The 19,619-nt window shown below is 70.8% G+C and carries 19 protein-coding genes; 11 read left to right on the top strand and 8 right to left on the bottom strand.

Annotation, left to right across the window (positions count from 1 at the left end; all coding sequences use genetic code 11):
• Positions 1-96 precede the first annotated feature (96 nt).
• Complete coding sequence (locus ACH442_RS20980) at positions 97-882, top strand: cyclase family protein (protein WP_396339738.1); 786 nt, start codon at positions 97-99, stop codon at positions 880-882.
• Between the two features lie 48 nt (positions 883-930).
• Positions 931-2,307, top strand: coding sequence for a chitinase (locus ACH442_RS20985; protein WP_396339739.1), 1,377 nt, complete (start codon positions 931-933; stop codon positions 2,305-2,307).
• A gap of 13 nt (positions 2,308-2,320) precedes the next feature.
• On the opposite strand, the gene ACH442_RS20990 is transcribed toward ACH442_RS20985, so the two are convergent.
• Together ACH442_RS20990 and ACH442_RS20995 are read right to left on the bottom strand one after the other, a co-directional pair.
• Complete coding sequence (locus ACH442_RS20990; RefSeq protein WP_396339740.1) at positions 2,321-3,130, bottom strand: maleylpyruvate isomerase family mycothiol-dependent enzyme; 810 nt, start codon at positions 3,128-3,130, stop codon at positions 2,321-2,323.
• Between the two features lie 136 nt (positions 3,131-3,266).
• Positions 3,267-4,463 (bottom strand): PQQ-binding-like beta-propeller repeat protein, encoded by a 1,197-nt coding sequence (locus ACH442_RS20995; RefSeq protein WP_396339741.1) that lies wholly within the window; start codon positions 4,461-4,463, stop codon positions 3,267-3,269.
• A gap of 106 nt (positions 4,464-4,569) precedes the next feature.
• On the opposite strand from ACH442_RS20995, the gene ACH442_RS21000 reads away from it, so the two are divergent.
• The 3 genes from ACH442_RS21000 (at position 4,570) to ACH442_RS21010 (ending at position 7,375) form a co-directional block, all read left to right on the top strand.
• Positions 4,570-5,451, top strand: a complete 882-nt coding sequence (locus ACH442_RS21000; RefSeq protein ID WP_396339742.1) for a LysR family transcriptional regulator — start codon at positions 4,570-4,572, stop codon at positions 5,449-5,451.
• Between the two features lie 45 nt (positions 5,452-5,496).
• The gene (locus tag ACH442_RS21005; protein ID WP_396339743.1) at positions 5,497-6,078 is read left to right on the top strand and encodes a TetR/AcrR family transcriptional regulator; all 582 of its coding nucleotides are present in this window, start codon (positions 5,497-5,499) and stop codon (positions 6,076-6,078) included.
• A gap of 100 nt (positions 6,079-6,178) precedes the next feature.
• Complete coding sequence (locus ACH442_RS21010; protein WP_396339744.1) at positions 6,179-7,375, top strand: hypothetical protein; 1,197 nt, start codon at positions 6,179-6,181, stop codon at positions 7,373-7,375.
• Here the strand turns inward: ACH442_RS21010 and ACH442_RS21015 are convergent.
• Entirely contained in the window at positions 7,365-8,894 is a 1,530-nt protein-coding gene (locus ACH442_RS21015; protein WP_396339745.1) for an ATP-binding protein, read from the bottom strand. The genes ACH442_RS21010 and ACH442_RS21015 overlap by 11 nt on opposite strands.
• Positions 8,895-9,125: 231 nt before the next feature.
• Between ACH442_RS21015 and ACH442_RS21020 the strand changes: the two genes are divergently transcribed.
• From ACH442_RS21020 to ACH442_RS21035, 4 genes are all read left to right on the top strand, one after another.
• Positions 9,126-10,391 (top strand): DUF1996 domain-containing protein, encoded by a 1,266-nt coding sequence (locus ACH442_RS21020; protein WP_396339746.1) that lies wholly within the window; start codon positions 9,126-9,128, stop codon positions 10,389-10,391.
• 37 nt (positions 10,392-10,428) lie between these two features.
• The gene (locus ACH442_RS21025; protein ID WP_396339747.1) at positions 10,429-11,178 is read left to right on the top strand and encodes a class I SAM-dependent methyltransferase; all 750 of its coding nucleotides are present in this window, start codon (positions 10,429-10,431) and stop codon (positions 11,176-11,178) included.
• Between the two features lie 78 nt (positions 11,179-11,256).
• Positions 11,257-11,967, top strand: a complete 711-nt coding sequence (locus ACH442_RS21030; RefSeq protein ID WP_396339748.1) for a YwiC-like family protein — start codon at positions 11,257-11,259, stop codon at positions 11,965-11,967.
• A 36-nt stretch (positions 11,968-12,003) separates the two neighbouring features.
• The gene (locus ACH442_RS21035; RefSeq protein ID WP_396339749.1) at positions 12,004-12,390 is read left to right on the top strand and encodes a hypothetical protein; all 387 of its coding nucleotides are present in this window, start codon (positions 12,004-12,006) and stop codon (positions 12,388-12,390) included.
• 91 nt (positions 12,391-12,481) lie between these two features.
• On the opposite strand, the gene ACH442_RS21040 is transcribed toward ACH442_RS21035, so the two are convergent.
• A complete protein-coding gene (locus tag ACH442_RS21040) occupies positions 12,482-13,900 on the bottom strand; it encodes a diguanylate cyclase domain-containing protein (protein ID WP_396339750.1) in 1,419 nt (472 codons plus the stop codon).
• Positions 13,901-13,904: 4 nt separating this feature from the next.
• Entirely contained in the window at positions 13,905-15,071 is a 1,167-nt protein-coding gene (locus ACH442_RS21045; RefSeq protein WP_396339751.1) for an FIST signal transduction protein, read from the bottom strand.
• A gap of 101 nt (positions 15,072-15,172) precedes the next feature.
• Here ACH442_RS21045 and ACH442_RS21050 point away from each other — a divergent pair, with 101 nt between their 5' ends.
• Positions 15,173-16,372: a cytochrome P450 gene (locus ACH442_RS21050; protein ID WP_396339752.1), complete on the top strand. Its 1,200-nt coding sequence runs from the start codon at positions 15,173-15,175 to the stop codon at positions 16,370-16,372.
• On the opposite strand, the gene ACH442_RS21055 is transcribed toward ACH442_RS21050, so the two are convergent.
• Entirely contained in the window at positions 16,356-17,294 is a 939-nt protein-coding gene (locus ACH442_RS21055) for a TIGR03557 family F420-dependent LLM class oxidoreductase (RefSeq protein WP_396339753.1), read from the bottom strand. The genes ACH442_RS21050 and ACH442_RS21055 overlap by 17 nt on opposite strands.
• A gap of 43 nt (positions 17,295-17,337) precedes the next feature.
• On the bottom strand, positions 17,338-17,757 hold the full coding sequence (locus tag ACH442_RS21060) for a nitroreductase family deazaflavin-dependent oxidoreductase (RefSeq protein WP_396339754.1): 420 nt from the start codon (positions 17,755-17,757) through the stop codon (positions 17,338-17,340).
• Positions 17,758-17,879: 122 nt separating this feature from the next.
• On the opposite strand from ACH442_RS21060, the gene fliQ reads away from it, so the two are divergent.
• Positions 17,880-18,149, top strand: coding sequence for a flagellar biosynthesis protein FliQ (gene fliQ / locus ACH442_RS21065; RefSeq protein WP_396339755.1), 270 nt, complete (start codon positions 17,880-17,882; stop codon positions 18,147-18,149).
• On the opposite strand, the gene ACH442_RS21070 is transcribed toward fliQ, so the two are convergent.
• Complete coding sequence (locus ACH442_RS21070; RefSeq protein WP_396339756.1) at positions 18,106-19,590, bottom strand: aldehyde dehydrogenase family protein; 1,485 nt, start codon at positions 19,588-19,590, stop codon at positions 18,106-18,108. The genes fliQ and ACH442_RS21070 overlap by 44 nt on opposite strands.
• Positions 19,591-19,619: the final 29 nt, after the last annotated feature.

The raw sequence follows: 19,619 nt of genomic DNA on the forward strand, positions 1-19,619 counted from the left end.
GGGGTGAGTGACGGATTGCGGCACTTCGCTCGGCCGGCGCGTTCGATTCGGCAGGATGAGGACCGAGCCACGCCGAGCGGATGGAGCCGAGCTTCGATGTGCACGACCCACGAGAGCAATGCCGGAATGAGTCGCCGCGCCGCCCTGCTCGGCGGCGCGGGACTTGCCGCGACCCTGGCCCTGACCGCGCCCGCCGCGGCGGCGAGCGCTTCCGGGCGTGGCGGGTTGCTGGATCTGACGTACGCGCTGGGGCCTGCTTTTCCGGCATTCGAGCCGGGGGAGGAGGCTACGCGGAGGACTGTCACGACCATCGAAAAAGACGGTTATTACATGCAGGAGTGGACGGTCCTGGAGCACTTCGGGACGCACGTCGACGCGCCGGTGCACTTCACCGCGGGCGGGCGGACGTCGACCGAGTTGCGGCCGTCCGAACTGTTCGTCCCGGCCGTGGTGATCGACATCGCCGGTCGGGCCGCGCGTCATCCGGACACGGTCGTGACCGTTGATGACCTGCGTGCGTTCGAGCGGCGGTACGACGAGATCCCCGCGGGTGCCGCGGTCCTGATGCACTCCGGGTGGGGCGCCAAGGTGAGCCGCCCCGAGCAGTACCGGGCGCATTTCCCCGGGTTCGGGGTGGACGCGTGCGAGTGGCTGCTGCGGAACCGGAGGATCCGCGCGCTGGGCGTCGACACGCTCAGCATCGACCCGGCGCCGTCGACGACGTTCGACACGCATGTCGCGCTGACCGGTGCTGATCGGTACGGCATCGAGAACCTGGCCAACCTCGCGCACCTCCCGCGGACGGGGGCGAAGATCTTCGTCGGGCTGATCCCCTACGAGGGCGGCTCCGGCGGCCAGGCCCGAGTGCTCGCCACCTGGTGATCCGGGTGGGCTCTTTACAACTTCAGTTAACAGTCCTAATAATTGCACATGCGTCGATCCGTGATCCTTGCGGCCGTGGCTGCCCTGGCCGCTGCATGCTCAACCGTCTATGTCGCGGCCACCGCCAGCGCCGCTGTGGCCTGCGCTCCGGCATGGAGCGTGACCGCCACCTACGTCAAGGACAACGTCGTCTCCAAGGGTGGCAACAACTACACCGCGAAGTGGTGGACCCAGGGAGAGGACCCGGCCCTGAAGAGCGGCCAGTGGGACGTCTGGATCAACAACGGCGCCTGCGGCGGCACGACCAATCCGTCACCTTCAGTGACCTCCAGTAGCGCCGGTCCCAGCGCCGGTCCGAGCGCCGGTCCCTCGCCGACCACGCCCATCCCGGTCGGCGGGCTGCCGAAACACGCGCTCATCGGCTACCTGCACGCCAGCTTCGCCAACGGCTCCGGATACCTGCGGATGGCCGACGTCCCCGCCGAATGGGACATCATCAACCTGGCCTTCGGTGAACCGACCAGCGTCACCTCCGGCGACATCCGGTTCACCCGCTGCCCGGCCGCCGAGTGCCCCGGCGTCGAATCCGAGGCGGACTTCCTCGCCGCGATCAAGGCCAAGCGCGCGGCCGGCAAGAAGGTGCTGCTCTCCATCGGCGGCGCCAACGGGCAGGTGCAGCTCACCACGACCGCGGCCCGGGACACGTTCGTCAGCTCGGTCAGCGCGATCATCGACAGGTACGGGCTGGACGGCGTCGACATCGACTTCGAGGGCCACTCGCTGTCACTGAACACCGGGGACACCGACGTCAAGAACCCGACCACGCCGGTGATCGTCAACCTGATCAGCGCCCTGAAGAGCCTGAAAACCCGTTACGGCGCCGGCTTCGTGCTGACCATGGCGCCGGAGACGTTCTTCGTCCAGCTCGGCTACCAGTACTACGGCTCCGGCCCGTGGGGCGGCCAGGACCCGCGCGCCGGCTCCTACCTCCCGGTGATCTACGCGGTCCGGGACTTCCTCACGGTGCTGCACGTGCAGGACTACAACTCCGGATCGATCATGGGGCTGGACAACCAGTACCACTCGATGGGCGGCGCGGACTTCCACGTCGCGATGACGGACATGCTGCTCGCCGGTTTCCCGGTCGCCGGCAACACCGCCAACCTGTTCCCCGCGCTGCGCGAGGACCAGATCGCGTTCGGGGCGCCCAGTTCGGTCAGTGCCGGCAACGGCTACGTCGCGCCGGCCGCCGTCCAGCAGGCGGTGACGTGCCTGGTCAAGGGGACGAACTGCGGGTCGTACACCCCGCGCAGCGGCCTCAACCCGGACTTCCGCGGCCTGATGACATGGTCGATCAACTGGGATCGCTTCTATGGCTGGGAGTTCAAGAACAGCCACGAGCCGTTCCTCAACGCCCTGCCCTGACCGCGGCCGGGGGTCACGTGAGCGCGTAGTTCCTCAACAGGTGGAGGGCTTCGTCGCCGTGTGGCCCCCGGGTCCGCAAACCCGAGTCGGCGGGCGCCAGCCGCCGGGCGCCGACCCGGCAGAACACGCCCGCGTCGCCGCTGATGGCCGACTCGGCCGCCGGATCGCCGAACTCCCACCGTGAGCCGTCCGGCGCGGTCAAATCACAATAAAGGGGTACGGCTGGACGCCCGGCCAGCTGCCACGCATACGGCAACGTGCTGTGACCGAGCCAGGCCACGTGCCGCAGCCGGGCAGTGTCCGGATAGTCCACGCCGAGCGGGACGGTGATGTCCAACCCGTGCGCCCAGTGCTCGGCGAGCCGTGTCGTCGCGAGCGTGCGCGGCTTCAACGACGTGGTCACCCAGCGCAACGGCTGGGCCGGGTCGGCCGCCCGCAGAGCGCGAACCGAGGCGCGGCGCGCGGCCTGCCACCGTGCGTGAATCTCCGCAGGCTCCGCCGGGTCGGCCCGGACCATCGCGTCCATGCCGTCGTCGACAGTCGCCCCGAACCGGCGCCAGTCGATGCCGCGCGGATCGTCGGCGGCCGAGGCGACCACGGCCTCCTCGAGCTGCGCGAGGTGCAGCACCACGTCGGCCACCGTCCAGCCGGCGGCCGAGGACGGGCGCTTCCAGTCGTCGGCACTGAGGCCGGCCAGCACCGCGGCCAGCGCGTTCTGCTCCTGCTCGAGATCGTCGAGGACGTCCATGGCCACCTCCAGGTCGAGGGCTCCGGTCCGGCGCTCATTCTCGCCGGTCCCGCGAGGTGCCGTCGAGTTGTCCACAGCAGAGGGTTGTCCACAGGCCAGCAGAAACGATCATGGGATTCCGGGAAACTGATCGGTGGGTGGTCTGCCCCCGGTTGGGGTGGGGACTGCGTCCGACGCGGCCGGCCTTCGTCCGCGGCTCCCGCGGGCCGTTTCAAGACCGTGAAGGGGCACGGAGCGCCTCGGGGCTTCCCGGCACGGTGAAGGCCCGCAGCGTCGCGCCGTCCGTGGTGTAGAGCCAGCCGTGCGTGACCACCGTGCGGTCGGGGCCGCCGGCGTTGTGGACCGCGGCCGGCAGGTCGAACGGCACGCCGGTGACCGGGTCGAGCGCCTCCAGCTGCCACCCCTGATCGGGGCTGGAGTGGCTGGTCCAGAGCAGCCCACCGGCGACGATCGGCAGCAGCCCGGCGGCGAGGCGCCACCGTTCCTCACCGGTGTAGAGGTCGACCGCGACGACCATCTCGGGCTGGTCCTCGACACCCAGGTAGACGCGGTCGTTGTCGACGGCCGGGGCGCCGGACAGGCCGGCCGCCTGCCACACGACGCGGCCGGAGTCGGCGCGGACCTTGAGCAGGTCGTTGTCCTGTCCGACGAGGAAGAACCGGCCGGTCGGGTCGGCGGCGTAGCCGAACCAGTCCCGGTCGGTCTCCCAGGCGACCCGGCCGGTGGCGAAGTCGACGGCTTGGAGCCCACCGCGGTACGGGCGGGACAGCAGCATCTTGCCGTCGGCGACCGGCCACTGCGGGTCGAGGCCGAGCCGGTGCCACAGCGGTTTGCCGGTCGCGGCCTCGAACGCCCACGCGCCCAGGTTCTCGCCGTCGTTGCCGCCGGCGACGACGACACCGCGGTCGAGCAGCAGTTTGCCGGCCGGGGCGCGCGACGGGACGGGGGTGCGCCACCGCACCGATCCGGTCGCGGTGTCCAGTGACACGAGCTCTCCGGTCCGGAGGTACGCGATCAGGGCCGCCCCGTCCGTGGCGAGCGCCGGGGCTTGCGGGTTGTCGGTCTTGGGCAGCGGGAACTGCCAGTCGGCGACGCCGGTGGTCGCGTTGTACGCCCCGATGCCCGCGCTGTCGGTCAGGAACAGTTGCGTCCCGGCGACGATCGGCGCCTGCTGCTGGACCGCTCCACCCGTGGTGGCGATCGACCAGCGTTGGACGAGCCGGTTCACCGTCCCGGCGGTGATCCGGTATTCGTCCGGGTTGTAAGCGTCGTGGCCGGCGTCGTGACCGTCCTGCGCCCAGTCCGACGCCGCCGGCCGCGGGGTGGCCGCTGCCGCGGGGACGGCGGCGAGGAGGGTCGCGGCGAGCGCGGCCATGGCCGTACCGAATCGTCGGGGTGTTTGTCGCATAACCGGGAGGCTAGGCCGAATCCGGGGGTGGGATGCCGGGTTCGCACCAGTTCAGGCTCGTTGCACGGTACTGCCGGTCCGTTCAGTGCGGCTGTAGGGTGCGGGGATGCTGGACCTGCATCGTCTGCGTGTCTTCCGGTCGGTGGTGGCGAGCGGCTCGGTGCACGCCGCTGCGGCGAATCTGGGGTTCACCCCGTCCGCGATCAGTCAGCATCTCGCCGCGCTGCAGCGCGAGACCGGGCTGGTGCTGCTGGAACGCGCCGGTCGCGGGCTGCGGCCGACGTCGGCCGGGCTGGCGCTCGCCGCCGAGGCCGACGAGCTGCTGGCGCGGGTCGGTGAGGCCGAGGCGCTCGTGGCGGATCTGCGCGCGGGGCGGACCGGATCGCTGTCGATCGCGTATTTCCCGTCGGCCGGGATCGTCTGGATGCCCGCCCTGGTGGACGGGCTGATGCGGGCGTTCCCCGGGGTGCGGCTGGACCTGCGCCTCTGCGACGAGCCGCCGGAACGCCTCGACGAACGGCCGGACCTGCAGCTGGTCGTCGCCGGTGACGAGATCCCGCGGCGCGCCGGGTTCCGGGCCGAGCATCTGCGCGACGACCCGTACGTCGTGATCCTGCCCGAAGGTCATCGCCTGGCCGGACGGGACGAGATCGAGCTGGCCGAGCTGGCGCCGGAGCGGTGGATCGACAACGACTTCGTGCACGGGCGCTGCCGGCAGGTGGCGCTCGACGCGTGCGCGGCCGTGGGGTTCCGCCCGGCGTTCCACGTCGAGGCGCACGACTACCGTGCGGCGCTCGCGTTCGTCGCGGCCGGGATCGGGATCACCGTGCTGCCCTCGCTCGGGGCGGAGCAGCCGCCACCGGGCGTGGTGCTGATCCCGGTGGTGCGGCCGACGCCGGTGCGCCGCATCCACGTCGTCGTCCGCGAGTCGGTGGCGGCCTCCGAGCTGGGGCGGACGGCGCTGGCGCTGCTCCGCGCCGGTCGGTAGCGGTACCATCGGAACCTTGTTCCGGTTGGTGAGCGGGGGAGCACGGTGGGCGAGAGCAGGGCGGAACCGGCACGGCGGGTGCGCGCGGACGCGCAGCGCAGCCGGGAGGCGTTGCGCGAGGCGGCGAAGGAGATCTTCGCGGTCTCGGGTGTCGACGCCCCGGTGCGGGAGATCGCGGAGCGGGCCGGCGTCGGGCTCGGCACCGTCTACCGGAACTTCCCCCAGCGGTCGGACCTGGTGACCGCGGTCTTCCGGCACGAGATCGACCGGTGTGCGGCGGCGGCGCCGGAACTGGCGGCGGAACATCCTCCGGTCGAGGCGCTGCGCCGCTGGCTGGATCGTTACATCGAGTTCATGGCGACCAAGCGGGGGCTGGTGGCGGCGCTGCACTCGGGGGATCCGGCGTTCGCGCCGCTGCCCGGATATTTCGACGAGCATCTGCGACCGGCGCTGGAGACGTTGCTCGGCGCGGCGGTGGCGAGCGGCGCGGTGCGGCGGGACGTCGAGGCCAAGGACCTGCTGGTCGCCGTGGCGAACCTGTGCCTGCCGGCCGAGGAGGACCCGGAGCACACCCGGCGGATGGTGTCGCTGCTCATCGACGGCCTGCGGTTCGGGGCCGGCCACTGACGGGTGTCAACTTCGGGACTTCCCGGTCCCGCATCGAACCGGATGGGGGCTTTCCGGTGTGTTCCCTGGCGTAGGCAGCAGCGGCCAGGGGGAGATCACGATGAGCACTGGTTACCCGTCCTTCCCGTCGTGGGATTCGGCTCAGCCCGGCGGATACGCGCCGCCGGCCACACACGCGCCGCCGGCTCCGGCCACACACGCGCCGCCGGCTCCGGCCACACACGCGCCGCCGGCTCCGGTCACGCAGCTCCTGCCGCCGATGCCCGCGGAGGCTGCCTACGGTGCGGCGACGGTCGCGGTGACGATGCGGCACGCGCCGATTGCGTTCCTGTTCGGGCTGGTCAAGCCGGTCCTGACCATCGACGGCCAGCGGGTTCGGGCCACGTGGAAGCGCCGGATCGTGGTGCCGGTCAACCCCGGCTCGCACCTGGTCCACGTCCACCTGCCGTTCCTGGTCCCACCCCGGGCCGGTAGGGCCGATCTGCCGGTCGAGCTCGCGCCCGGTCAGACCGCCGCCCTGGAGTACCGGGCACCGCTGGTCACGTTCATGCGCGGCGCGCTCGGGGCCTCGCCGCAGCGTTACCCGGGGGTGGCGGCCGCCGTCGCGATCAACGCGGTCGCGGTCACCGCGCTGCTCGCGGGCGGGCTGATCGGTGTGGGCGGCGACCGGACGGCGTCAGCGCAGCCGGCCGCGAACACACCGGCCCCGGCGAGGTCGGCGGCCGGCGCACCGCCGTTCCCGGTCGCGCCGACCGGGCCCGCGGTGCCGAAGTTCCCCTCGTCGTCCGAAGGGTCCGGGCCGGGATTCCGCGACGACGCGCCCGACCGGAAGGTGGCGGGGGCGACGTTCCAGCCGGGGGAGAAGACGTCGGCGGCCTCCTCGGCCGACTGGCCGTTCGCCTTCCGGATTCCGGAGAGCTGGAACTGCGTACCGGGGAAGATCGATCTTCCGAAGACCGACGCGGTGGTCTGTTTCGACAAGAAGACCCAGAAGAACGAACGGGCCGCCGTCATTCTCCGGGTGTGCCCGTCCACCTGTGACGCCGCGGACCGGGAGCAGCTCGACAAGGATTGGCTCGTGAGCACCACCGGGCTGCGGCGGGCCGGCGCCGACACCCGGTTCCGGCAGACCGCGAAGAACAAGGCCGGCAAATACCAGCTGGAACTCAGCCACTTCTTCACCGACTCGGCCAGTGGCGTGAAATATCAGGTCGGCGTCGACGCGCGGACCGATCCGGCGAAGAAGGCCACGGCGCAGAAGGTCGTCAACGACATTCTGTCGCAAACTAGTTCTTGACCGCCGGCAGCGTGAATACGAAGCGGGCGCCTTCGGTGCAGGACGCGTCGAGTTCGATCACGCCGCCGTGGTGCTCGACGACCTTCTTGCACACGGCCAGGCCGATGCCCGTGCCCTCGTACTTGTCCCGCGGGTGCAGCCGCTGGAAGATGACGAAGATCTTGTCGGCGTACTCCGGGTCGATGCCGATGCCGTGGTCGCTGACCGAGAACGTCCACTCCGAGCCGGTCTCGACAGCGGTGATCTCGACCTGCGGCGGCTCACCCGGGCGCCGGAATTTGATCGCGTTGCCGAGCAGGTTCTGCCACAGCATGGTCAGCAGCGTGACGTCACCGGCGACGGTCGGCAGTGGCGGCCGGACGATCCGGGCCCCGGTCTCCTCGATGCCGACCGCGAGCGTCTCCTCGACCCGGTCCAGCACGTGGTCCAGCTCGACCGGCGCGTTGCCGTCGTAGAGGCGGCCGATCCGGGAGAACGTGAGCAGGTCGTTGATCAGGCGTTGCATGCGGGTGGCGCCGTCGACGGCGAAGGTGATGTACTGCTGGGCGCGGTCGTCGAGCTGGTCACCGTAACGCCGCTGCAGCATCTGGCAGAACGACGCGACCTTGCGCAATGGTTCCTGCAGGTCGTGCGAGGCGACGTAGGCGAACTGTTCCAGGTCCGCGTTCGACCGCCGTAACTCCACCTCCCGCTGCTCCAGTTCCGCGTTCGATCGGCGCAGCTCGGCCTCACGCTGGGCCAGCTCGTCCCGGGCCTGACCGGTAGTGGTCAGCGCGTCGACCAGCCGGTGCCGCATCGCCTCGACGTCACGGCTCAGCTCGGCGACGTCGGCCGGGCCGCCCGGCGTGACCGCGTGCGCGAAGTCGCCGCCGGCCACCTCCCGGACCGCGGCGCCGAGCCGGTTCAGCGGGCGGACCACGGTGACCCGCAGCAGGATCGCGATGGCGACGATGAGCAGCAGCAACGCCGCGACCAGGCCGAGAAAGACGATGTCGCGCAGCTCCCGCGCGTCGGCCAGCGCGGTGCGTCCCTGCTGACGAGCAAGAACAAGACGATTGTCCAGTACGGACAAGCGCCTGCGAACCGGCTCGAAGGTCCCGGTCACGTCGCCACCGCGGGCGGTGATCGCGGGCTCGGCGATCGACGACCGCCACGTCCCGGCCGCCTGTTCGACCGCGGCCAGGTCGGCCAGCGGCTCCGTCTCGGTGTCGAGCAGGTTCCGCAGTGACGCGGCCACGTTCTGTTCCGCCGTCACACTCTCGCGGTACAGCTCCAGGAACTGCGGCGCCCCGCTGAGCAGGTAACCGCGCAGCGCCGTGTCCTGGTTGCGCAGGGCGTCGTCGAGCTGCACCACGGCGGTGCGGGCCGGCGAGATCCGGTCGTTGAGACGGTTGGAGACCGCGCCGGTCCTGTTCAGCGCTTCCGCGCCGACGACCGAGGCGCCCAGGACGAGCACCACCATCGTCCCCAGGATCGCCGCGAAGTGCTGCTGCGTCGTCCAGCGACCGTTCTTTGTCACACCGGCACCGTAGAGGATGGATCACCGACCTCGCCGACCGGTGCGTCCGCAAGCGGGGAGAGGGTCCCCACTTACCGGAACTATGCCGAGGGCAGCCCGCTGACCTGCTGATACTCCGGCGGAAGCGGTTCCGGCGCATTGACACCGGTTAACACGCCGTTCACAGTGGCGGCAGAGAGCGCTTTCTCAGCACGTTCCCCCTTCTTCCGTGGCCGGAAAGGCTCCTCGCCCATGCGCAGACGTCCCCTGCTCGCCGCCGCCCTGGCCGCTGCCCTCACCGCCGGGGCGCTGGTCCCCGCCGACGCGGCCAGCGCCGCTGACACCCTGCTCTCGCAGGGGAAGACCGCCACCGCGTCGTCCGTCGAGTCGGCCGCCTTCCCCGCCTCCAACGCCGTCGACGGCAACGCCGGAACCCGCTGGTCGAGCGCGTTCACCGATCCGCAATGGCTGCAGGTGGACCTCGGGGCCGGCGCCACGGTCACGTCGGTGACATTGGACTGGGAAACGGCGTACGCGACAAGCTTCTCGATCGCGACCTCGGCCGACGGCAATTCCTGGACCACCCGCTACGGCACCACGAGCGGAACCGATGGGCGGCAGACGGTCACGGTGAACGGCACCGGTCGGTACGTGCGGCTGACCACGACGGCGCGCGCGACGCAATATGGTGTCTCGCTCACCGAATTCCAGGTCTACGGAACGGGTGGTGGCACGACGACGCCGACCATTCCGCCCGGCGCGGTACGGGTCGCCGAATTCCTCGCCGACTGCCCGTTCACCCACCGGCTCCCCGACGACCCGATCGTCTTCCCGAACCTGCCCGGCGCGTCACACCTGCACAGCTTCTTCGGCAGCGAGGTGACGAACGCGTCGACGACGGTCAACGACCTGATCAACGCGAACAGCAACTGCAATCCGTCGATCGACAAGTCGTCCTACTGGATTCCCACCCTCTACCAGGACAACGTTCCGGTCGAACCGGTGACCGGCGTCTTCTACTACCTCGGTGAGGGCGTTTCTGATGCACTGATCGCACAGACCCGGCCGTTGCCGCTCGGGCTGCGGATCGTGGCCGGGAACGCGAAAGCGACCGGGCCGGCCGACAACACGATCGCCCGCTGGTCGTGCCTGCATCACGGCGAGGTGAACCCGCTCAGCGATTTCGTCAACTGCCCGGCCGGGTCGATGCTCGAGTCCTACCTCGATTTCCCGCACTGCTGGGACGGGAAGAACCTGGACTCGGCCGACCACAGGAGTCACATGGCGTATCCGGTGAACAATGCCTGCCCGGCCAGTCACCCGGTGGTCGTGCCGAAACTGCGCCAGGTGATGCGGTACCCGGTGAACGGTGACCCGAGCCGGTTGCGGCTCGCGTCGGGCGGCGGTTACACGATGCACGGCGACTTCTTCAACGCGTGGCCGGTCGACGAGATGGCCCGCCGCGTCGACGACTGCATCCGGATCATCGTCAAGTGCGGAGTCGATGGCCGACCTTGATCATGCGAGCGGGGGCAGCATGACATATGTTGCCCCCGTGACATCTTCGGCGAGTGATGAGCAGCGCCGCCGGCACGCGGCGTCGTTCGGGGCGGCGGCCCGGGAATACCGGCGGGGGCGGCCCTCCTACCCGCAGGAGGCCCTCGACTGGCTGGTGCCGTCGTCCGCGAAGACCGTCGCGGACCTCGGCGCCGGCACCGGTAAGTTCACGGAACTCCTGGTCAAGGCCGGCTTCGACGTCATCGCGGTCGAGCCCTCCGAGGGGATGCGCGAACAGCTCGCCGAGGTGGTGCCGACCGCCGCGGTGCACGAGGGCACAGCCGAGAACATTCCGCTCGCCGACGCGTCGGTGGACGCGATCGTGATGGCGCAGGCGTGGCACTGGGTCGACCCCGCGCGCGGCATCCCGGAGATCGTCCGGGTGCTGCGGCCCGGCGGGACGCTCGGCCTGATCTGGAACATCCGGGACAGCGCCGAGCCGTGGGTCGCCGAACTCGACGAACTCCTGCACCACCACAGCCGCCAGGATCTGGACACCACGCCGAGCCTGGCCGTGCCGTTCACGCAGGTCGAACGGGCCGAGTTCCGGTGGGTGCACACGATGAGCCGGCAGTCGCTGATCGACATGATCGCCTCGCGCAGCTACGTGATCGTCCTGCCCGAGCCGGAACGCGCCGAACTCCTCGGCAACGTCGCCGAGCTGCTCGACTCCCACCCGGACCTGGCCGGCCACGACGAGATCACACTCCCCTACGTCACCCGCTGCACCCGCGCCACCCGCGCATGAACCGGCCGTGCTGACCGATTGCGATCTCTGGGTCGAAGGTCCCTGGGAGCGGAGCCGGCGGCGGCCTAGTTTGGGGGCATGCGCCGCCTCCGCCGATTTGTTCCGCCGCAGCATGGTGCCTGGGCGATGCTGCTGTTGCCGTATCTGGCCGGGGTTCTGACCGCCGGTTTCCGCTGGCCCGACATTCCGTTGCTGCTCGCCTGGCTGTCGGGCTATCTGCTGTCGTATTACGCGTCGCAGGCGCTCAAGACGAGGCGCCCCGGCAGATTCAAGAGCCAGATGATGTGGTACGGCCTGAGCACCGCCCTCTTCGCCGCACCCGTCATCCTGGCCCGCCCGCGGGTGCTCCTCTACGCCCCGATCTTCGCCGCGCTCCTGGCCGTCAACGCCTGTCACGCCGCCCGCCGCCAGGAACGCGCGCTCGTCAACGACCTGGTCTCGGTCGTCGAGAGTTGTCTGATGGTGTTCGTGACGGCGACGATCGCGGGTGTCGCGCCGAGCGAGACGGTGCTTCCGTTCACGGCGACGCTGCTCTATTTCACCGGCACCGTCTTCTACGTGAAGACGATGATCCGGGAGCGCGGCAGCATCCTCTACTACCGGACGTCGATCGCGTACCACGTGGCCGCTGTCGTGGTGGCATTGTTGCTGAGCCGGCTCCTCGCGGCCCTGTTCGCCGTTCTGGCGATCCGCGCGTTCGTGCTCCCGCGGCGCCGACTGACGCCGAAGCAGGTCGGCCTTCTCGAAATTGCCGCCTGCCTGTTCCTGGGCGCCGCGGTGCTGCAGTGAGCCAGGGAAGTTGACCTTGGTCGCTAGTCTGGCGCGATGACTTCCGGGATGGTGCGCTCACGACGTACGCGAAACGTGGTTGTGGGGTTGATCTCGGTGTCGGCCGTGGCGGCGTGCCTGTGGGGGACGGTCTTCCTCTACATCCGGACGCTCGGGGAGGGGTCGCTGCCGCCTGACTCGCGGATCCCGGCGGTGCCGGCCGGGGCGACCGTGGTCAGCAAGGAGCAGGCGTGCGGCTCCGGCGGCTGCTGGTGGCAGCTGACGGTCGAGCCGCCGGCCGGGCAGTCGCCGGAGGAACTGGCGCGGGCGATGGGCCTGGCCGAGTCGCAGACGAAGTCACCGACGCTGTTCGACCCGGGTTCGGTCTACATCGTGACGCGCGTCCGGGACGACCGGCTGATCATGAATGTCGGCTACCAGTGAACCACCCTGCACTGGCGACGGGCCCGAAGCTGCCGGGCCGCCGGGCCGCCGGCACCGCGGGCCCGGGCCACGTCGGAAAAAGTTCGGTGAGTCAGCAGGCCGGTCGGAGCAGTTCGGTGCGCATCCGCGGGTCGAATTCCCGGCAGGTGCCCGGCATCGTCTTCTTCGCCCGGTACATCGCCAGGTCGGCCTCCTCCAGCAGGCCTTCCGCGGTCCGGCCGGGCGAGCTGTAGGCGATGCCGACGCTGGCCCGGGTGAGCACCGACCGGCCGGCGATCTCGAACGGCTCACCGATCGCGCCGATGACCCGCTGAGCGATCTCCCACGCCTCCTTCTCCCCGGCGATCGGTTCGAGGAGCACCGCGAACTCGTCGCCGCCGAACCGCGCGGCCATGTCGGTGTCCCGGACCGAGGCTTGGATGCGGTCGGCGACCCCGCGCAGCAACTCGTCGCCCGCGGTGTGCCCGAGCGTGTCGTTGACCTGCTTGAACAGGTCGAGGTCGAGGTAGAGCAGGGCGGCGTCACCGTTCGCGGCGAGCACCCGCTCGACGCGTTGCAGGAACAGCGCCCGGTTCGGCAGGCGGGTCAGCGGGTCGTGGTGCGCGGCGTGGACCGCGGCCTGGGTGTGTGCGCCGGTCAGCGCGAGGCTGGCCTGCTCGCTGAACGCGGCCAGCACGTCGCGGCGCTCCGATTCGCGCACGTCACCGCCGTGGCCGGCGATCACGAAAGCGCCGGCCAGCCGGTCGCCGATGTAGACCGGCGCGGCCGCCAGCATGCCCGCGGAGACCGGTTCGCCCGCGTCCATCGCCCGCCGCGCGGCGTTCAGCACCGCCTCCCGGCCGGACGCCGTCCCGCCGGAGGCCGACGCGACGGTCAGCTTCGCCGTGTCGCCGGCGTCGTCCAGCACCAGCGCGGCCACGCCGTCGTCGAGCAGCATCCGCGCCTCGAGGGTGATCGAGTCGAGCAGCTCGCCGAGCGGGGTGCCCTGGCTCGCCGCCCGCTGCACGCGCAGCAGCGTCTCCAGCAGCCGTTCCCGGCGTTCGAGGGCCTCCAGCAGGACGAGCCGGGCCTCGGCCTCACGTTCGCGTTCGAGGCGCAGCTGCTGCTCGGCGGCGATCGTGCGCAGCCCGCGCAAGGCCAGGCCGAGCACCTTGGCCATACCCTGCAGCATCTGCCGTTCCTCGGGCGTGAACGGTTCGCCGGCCCGCGCCACGATCAGCCGTTCGTCGTAGTCGCCGTCGAGCGCGTGCACGGTGAGGAACGCGTCCCCGAGCCCGGGGAACGACCACGTCTCCGCGCCCGAGCGGACCCCGGCGAACAGGGCCGCGTCGGGGGAGCGGCCCAGCCCGACCGACGCGGCCAGGACGTCACCGCAGACCACGGCGCCCAGCTCGGCGTCGGTCGCCTCGGTGGCGCGCTGAACGGCGATCCGGGTGGCGCTCGGCTCGTCGCCGGCCCGGGTGATGGCACTGAAGTACTCGCTGAGCCGCAGCATCGACCACGCGGTCATGGCGTCAGCTCACCGCGAGGGCGGCGACCGTCAGGTGATGCATGCCCTTCGCACCCTTGTTCAGCACGATCTCGCCGTTGGAGTAGAAACCGCCGAACGGGATCGGCTTCAGCGCGTCCCGCAGCCGCTCGGCGGCGAGGTCGGTGTTGTCCTGGCCGAGCGCGATCGGGCGTACGCAGCAGTCGAAGACCAGGACCCCCAGCGGCGCCGCGCCGTCCAGGGAGTCGGCGGCGGCGCGGGCGGCGTCCGCCGCCGCGTCGACGACGGCCGCGGTGTCCTGTTCCATGAACCAGACCATCGCGCCCTCCGGTGTCTCGGCCAGCCCGGAGATCGACCGCTGCTGCGCGTCGCACTCGAAGATGATGCGCACGTCCTCACCGGTGCGCCGGGCCAGCCCGAGCGGCCGGACGGTCGCGTGCATCAGGAACGCCTCCGGGTCCGCGGCCAGCTCCGGCGCCGCACCGGTGCGCCGCAGGTAGACGTCGAGCGCCGGCTCGCCGTCGAGCTCGAAGATCTTGCCGCCCTCGCTGCGGGTCACCACCATCGGCTCGCCCGTGCGGTGCCAGCCGTGCGCCGCCCCGATCCCGAACGGCGACTCCGCACCGAGCGCGGCGCCGAGCACCGCGTTCTTCAGGACCTGCACCTGCTGGCCGTCACTGAAGAAGGCGTACGTCCCGGTCTGCGTCACGTCGTCGCCCGCGCACCCGCCGATGAGCGGCACCTGCGCGCCCGCCACCGAATACGCCCCGCGCACGACCTCCTGCTGGTCGCCGCTGCGCCCGTCGCCGAGCATCAGCAGCACCCGGTGCGGGGAGTCGACGTCGTCGAGTGCCGACGCCACGGTCTCGCCGGCCGCGTAAAGATCCATGCTGTTGTACGGCACGGCCCGCGCCGAAGCCTGGAATCCGTCCCCGCCGATGGCGTTGACCACCACGCCCGACCCTCGCCCGTCCACCGTGTACTCACCGGACGTCGAGCAGCCGATCATCAGCACGTCCCCACCGGCGGCGGCGTGCACCGCGGCCGCCATCGCCGGCGTCGAGTGCGACAGCGCCGCGAAGACGATCATCAGGCTCGCCCGGCGACCGCCGAGCGCCTCCCGGCACGCCTGCGCCCCGGCCTCGGCCGGGTCTGCCAGCAGGCTGCGCCCCACCCCGAACCAACGCTCCATGATCGCCCCTTCGTCCGGCCTCTTCCGGGACACAGCATCGGTCGGCTCTTTCGGCTCCTGAGGGTTCCGCCGGTGTTGATGGGACGCGGCATGATGGCCGGATGGATTACGAAACCGCGGTCGGTTCACTTTTTCAGCTCGAGGGACGCGAGGATCCGTATCCGGCCTACGACGTGATCCGTGCGCACGCTCCGGCCGCCCCGGCGATGGAGGACCAGTGGTTCATCAGCAGCCATGCCCTGGTCAGCCGCCTGCTGCGCGACCCCGGCCTGCGGGTCGCGGACAAGTTCGACTACGACCAGTTCTGGCCCACCTGGCGGGAGAACCGGGGCGTCGCCTCGGTCGTGCTGTCCATGCTGCAGACCAACCCGCCGGACCATTCCCGGGTGCGCCGCGCGGCCGCGTCGACGTTCACCGCCCGGCGGGTCGCCGCGATGCGCGAGGTCATCGCCGCGCAGGCCGGTGAGCTGATCGACGAGATGCCGGTCGAGGCCGACTTCATGAGCGCGTTCGCCTACCCGCTGCCGATCGGGGTGATCTGCTCGCTGCTCGGCATCCCGGAGTCGGAGCGCCGCTGGTTCCGCCGGCGCGCCGCCGACCTGACCGTGGTGCTGGAGCCGATCAGCACCGAGGAGGAGATGGGCCGCGCCGACAAGGCCGGCCGCGAGCTGGAGGACTATTTCATCGGCCTGGTCGCCGACCGGCGGCGGACCCCGCGGGAAGACCTGACCAGCGCGCTCGTCGAGGCCGCGAGCGCCGACGACGCCGTGCTCACCGGCGCGGAACTGCTGGCGAACCTGGTGCTGCTGCTGGTCGCCGGGTTCGAGACGACCACGAACCTGCTCGGCACCGGCCTCAAGATCCTGCTGGAGCACCCGTCGCAGGCTGATCGGTTGCGGACAGATCCGTCGCTGGCGCCGAACTTCGTCGAGGAGATCCTGCGGTACGACTCACCGGTGCAGCTCACCTCGCGATTCGCGACCGCCCCGGTGGATCTCGACGGGGTCCAGGTCGGTGCCGGCGCGATGATGATGATACTGCTGGGCGCGGCGAACCGGGACCCGGCGCGGTACCCGGACCCACACCGGTTCGACCCGGACCGGCCGAACATCCAGCCGGTGTCGTTCGGCGGCGGCGCGCACTACTGCCTCGGCGCGCCGCTCGCCCGGCTCGAAGCGCAGGTCGCGTTCCCGCTGCTGCTGAGCCGGCTGCCGGGGCTGGCGCTGGCCGGCGAGCCGGTGCGGCGGGATCGGCTGACCCTGCGCGGCTACTCGTCGTTGCCGGTCACAGCCGCTTCTTGAGGTCGTTGGCGAAGAACTCCAGGAAGCCGTCCGGATCCGGACCCGCGTTCTGCAGAACCAGGTGATCAAAACCGGCCTCGGTGTAGGTCGCGATCGCGTCGAGGTAGGGCTGCGGGTCCGGTCCGCAGACGAACTGCTCCTGGACGTCCTCGACCCGCACCGTCTCCGAGGCCGCGTCGAAGTTGACCGGGTTCGGCAGCTCGGCCATCACCTTCCAGCCGCTCAGTGACCAGCGCGACGTCCGGTGCGCCTCCGTCGCGGCCGCCTCCACGGTCGGTGCCCAGGCCATCGGGATCTCCGCGTACTTCGGGCCACCCCCGGTGTACGCCTCGACGAGGTCCTTGCGCGGCTCGGTCGCGAACAGCCCGGTCCCGTGCGTCGACGCCAGCTCCGCCGCCCGCTTCCCGCCGGCCGCCACCGCGATCACCGGCAGCGTCTCCGGCAGGTCGAAGATGCGCGCGTCATCCAATCGGAGATGCTTTCCCTCGTACGACCGGTAGCCGCCCTGCCACAGCAGATTGATGATGTCGAGCGCCTCGGCCAGCATCTCGTGGCGCACCGACACACTCGGCCAGCCCTGGCCGGTGACATGCTCGTTGAGTCGCTCGCCGGAGCCGATCCCCAGGGTGAACCGGTCGTCGGAGATGATCGCGAGCGTCGCCGCGGCCTGCGCGATGATCGCCGGGTGGTACCGCACGGTCGGGCAGGTCACGCCGGTCGCCAGACCCAGCCGCTCGGTGCGCGCGGCGATGGCACTGAGCACGTTCCAGGCGTACGGCGAATGGCCCTGCTCTTCCAGCCACGGATGGAAGTGGTCGCTGATCTCGACGAAGTCGAACCCGGCCTGCTCGGCGGCGACCGCCTGCCGGATCAGTTCCTTGGGGCCGAAGCCCTCGGCCATGAGTTTGTATCCGAAACGCATGCCGAGGGCGTTCCCGGGCGGCGGCCCCTCAAACGCGCTTTCGTCAGGAGCGTTCGAGGACGACCACCGGGATCTCCCGGTCGGTCTTCTTCGTGTACTCGTCGTAGTCGGGCCAGGCCTCGACCATCTTCGCCCACATCGCCGGCTTCTCCGCCGGGGTGGCGACCCGCGCGCGAGCCGGGAAACGGTCGCCCTTGATCTGGACCTCGACGTCGGGATCGGCGCTGAGGTTGACGAACCACGCCGGGGGCTGCGGGGCGCCGCCCTTCGAGGCGACGACCAGGTAGGCGCCCTCGTGCTCGCGGAAGATCAGCGCGTGCGAGCGCTCCTCGCCCGATTTGCGGCCCTTCGTGAACAGGATCAGGATCTCCGTCCCGTTCCGCCAGTGGAAGCCGTCCTCGCCGTCGGTCTCCAGGTACCGCTGGACGTGCGGCGGGCCGTGCAGTTCGATCGCAGAAGCCATGACGCCAACCTACAACGATCGTGGTCCGCTCGCCCGAGGTGGCCGCGTCAGCCGCTCCGTGCCGAACCGAATGGCAACCAACCTGCACTCGTCCCGCTCCGGAACCGGCCGAACGGAGGGACATGACCGACACGATGGTGGTTGAGCTGGGACTGCAGGCGATGACGGTCGCGGCGAAGCTGTCCGCGCCCGTCCTGCTGACCGCGCTCGCGGTCGGGTTCGCGATCTCGCTGTTCCAGTCGGTGACGCAGATCCAGGAGGCGACGCTCTCGTTCGTGCCGAAGGCCATCGCGATCGGGGCGGTGCTGCTGTTCTGCGGGAACTGGATGCTGCACCAGATGATGACCTTCACGACTCAGCTGTTCGAGCGCGTCCCCGACCTGCTGCGCTGAGCTGTCGGCCGCCGATGATGACGGTCTGCAACTCGGTGAACGTCTCCATCGGGTGGGCGCCGCCGACCCGGCCGAGCCCGCTCGCCGACCCCGCCCGCCCGCCGAACGGCAGGTGACTCTCCCAGTAGTTCGTCGACTCGTTGATGTTGACCCAGCCGGTCCGGACCGCGTCCGCGAAGTCCAGTCCGCGTTGCAGGTCCGCCGTGTAGACCGCGGCGAGAAGCCCGTACCGGGAAGCGTTGGTCAACTCGATCGCCTCCTCGAGGCCGCCGACCCGGACGATCGGCGCGATCGGCCCGAACGTCTCCTCGGTCGCCGCCAGCGCCTCGACCGGCACCCCGGTGAGGACCGTCGCCGGCCAGTACAGATCCGTCGGAAAACCACCCAGCGCGGCACCGCCCGTCCGGACCCGCGCCCCGCGCCCGACCGCGTCCGCCACGTGCGCCAGCATCTTCGCCGCGACCGCCGGATTGTTCAACGGCCCCATCGTGGTCGTCTCGTCGAACGGATCACCGAGCCGGACCTGCTTGCGCACGGCCGTGACCAGGCGTTCCGCGAACTCGTCGTGCACCGCCTCGTGCACCAGCAGGCGCTCGCCGGCCGTGCAGCTCTGCCCCGCGCAGAGGAAACAGGCGGTCAGTGCGCCCTCGACGGCCCGGTCCAGGTCGGCGTCGTCGAGCACGACCAGCGGCCCGTTCCCACCCATCTCCAGCAGCGTCGCCTTCCCGGCGGCGGCCTGCGCGACCAGTCGCCCGGTCGCGGTCGAACCGATGAACGCGACCGCGTCGACACCCGGATGCGCCGCGATCTCGTTGCCGACGACCGGCCCCGGCCCGGTGACCAGGTTCAGCACCCCGGGCGGCAGGTCGGCCTCGGCCACGCAACCGGCGAGCGCGATCGCGGCGACCGAGGTGGACGGCGCGGGCGTCCAGACCACCGTGTTCCCGGCGGCCAGCGCCGGCGCGATCAGTTCGGCCGGCATCGTGTACGGCCAGTTCCACGGCGTGATCACCCCGACCACGCCGCGCGGGCGCCGGACCAGCAGCGCCCGCTTGCCCGGCCCGGACGACGGCGGCAGCAGCCCGCCGAGCCGTTTCCCGTCCTCGGCCGCCATCCGCCAGTAGACGATCAACTCGTCGACCTCGTCGTTCGCCTCGCCCAGAGGTTTGCCCTGGTCGAGCGTGAGCGTGCGGGCGAGCGTGCCACGCCGGCCCTCGATCACGTCCGCGACCCGGTGCAACAGTCCCGCCCGGTCGAACGCGGACATCCGGGCCCATCGGGCCGCCGCGCGACGCGCGCTGTCGATCGCTTCGCGAGCGTCGGTACGGTCACCGGCCGGCACGCTTCCGATCACCTCGCCGGTGGCCGGGCTCGTCGCCGCGCTGACCGATCCTGATCGCGCCCCGCGCCACTCGCCGTCGACGAACATCCGCAGATCCATCCCTGGACGTTAATCGCTGGACGGGCCTG

This window comes from Actinoplanes sp. NPDC020271 (genome assembly GCF_044388125.1).
Taxonomy (GTDB): domain Bacteria; phylum Actinomycetota; class Actinomycetes; order Mycobacteriales; family Micromonosporaceae; genus Actinoplanes.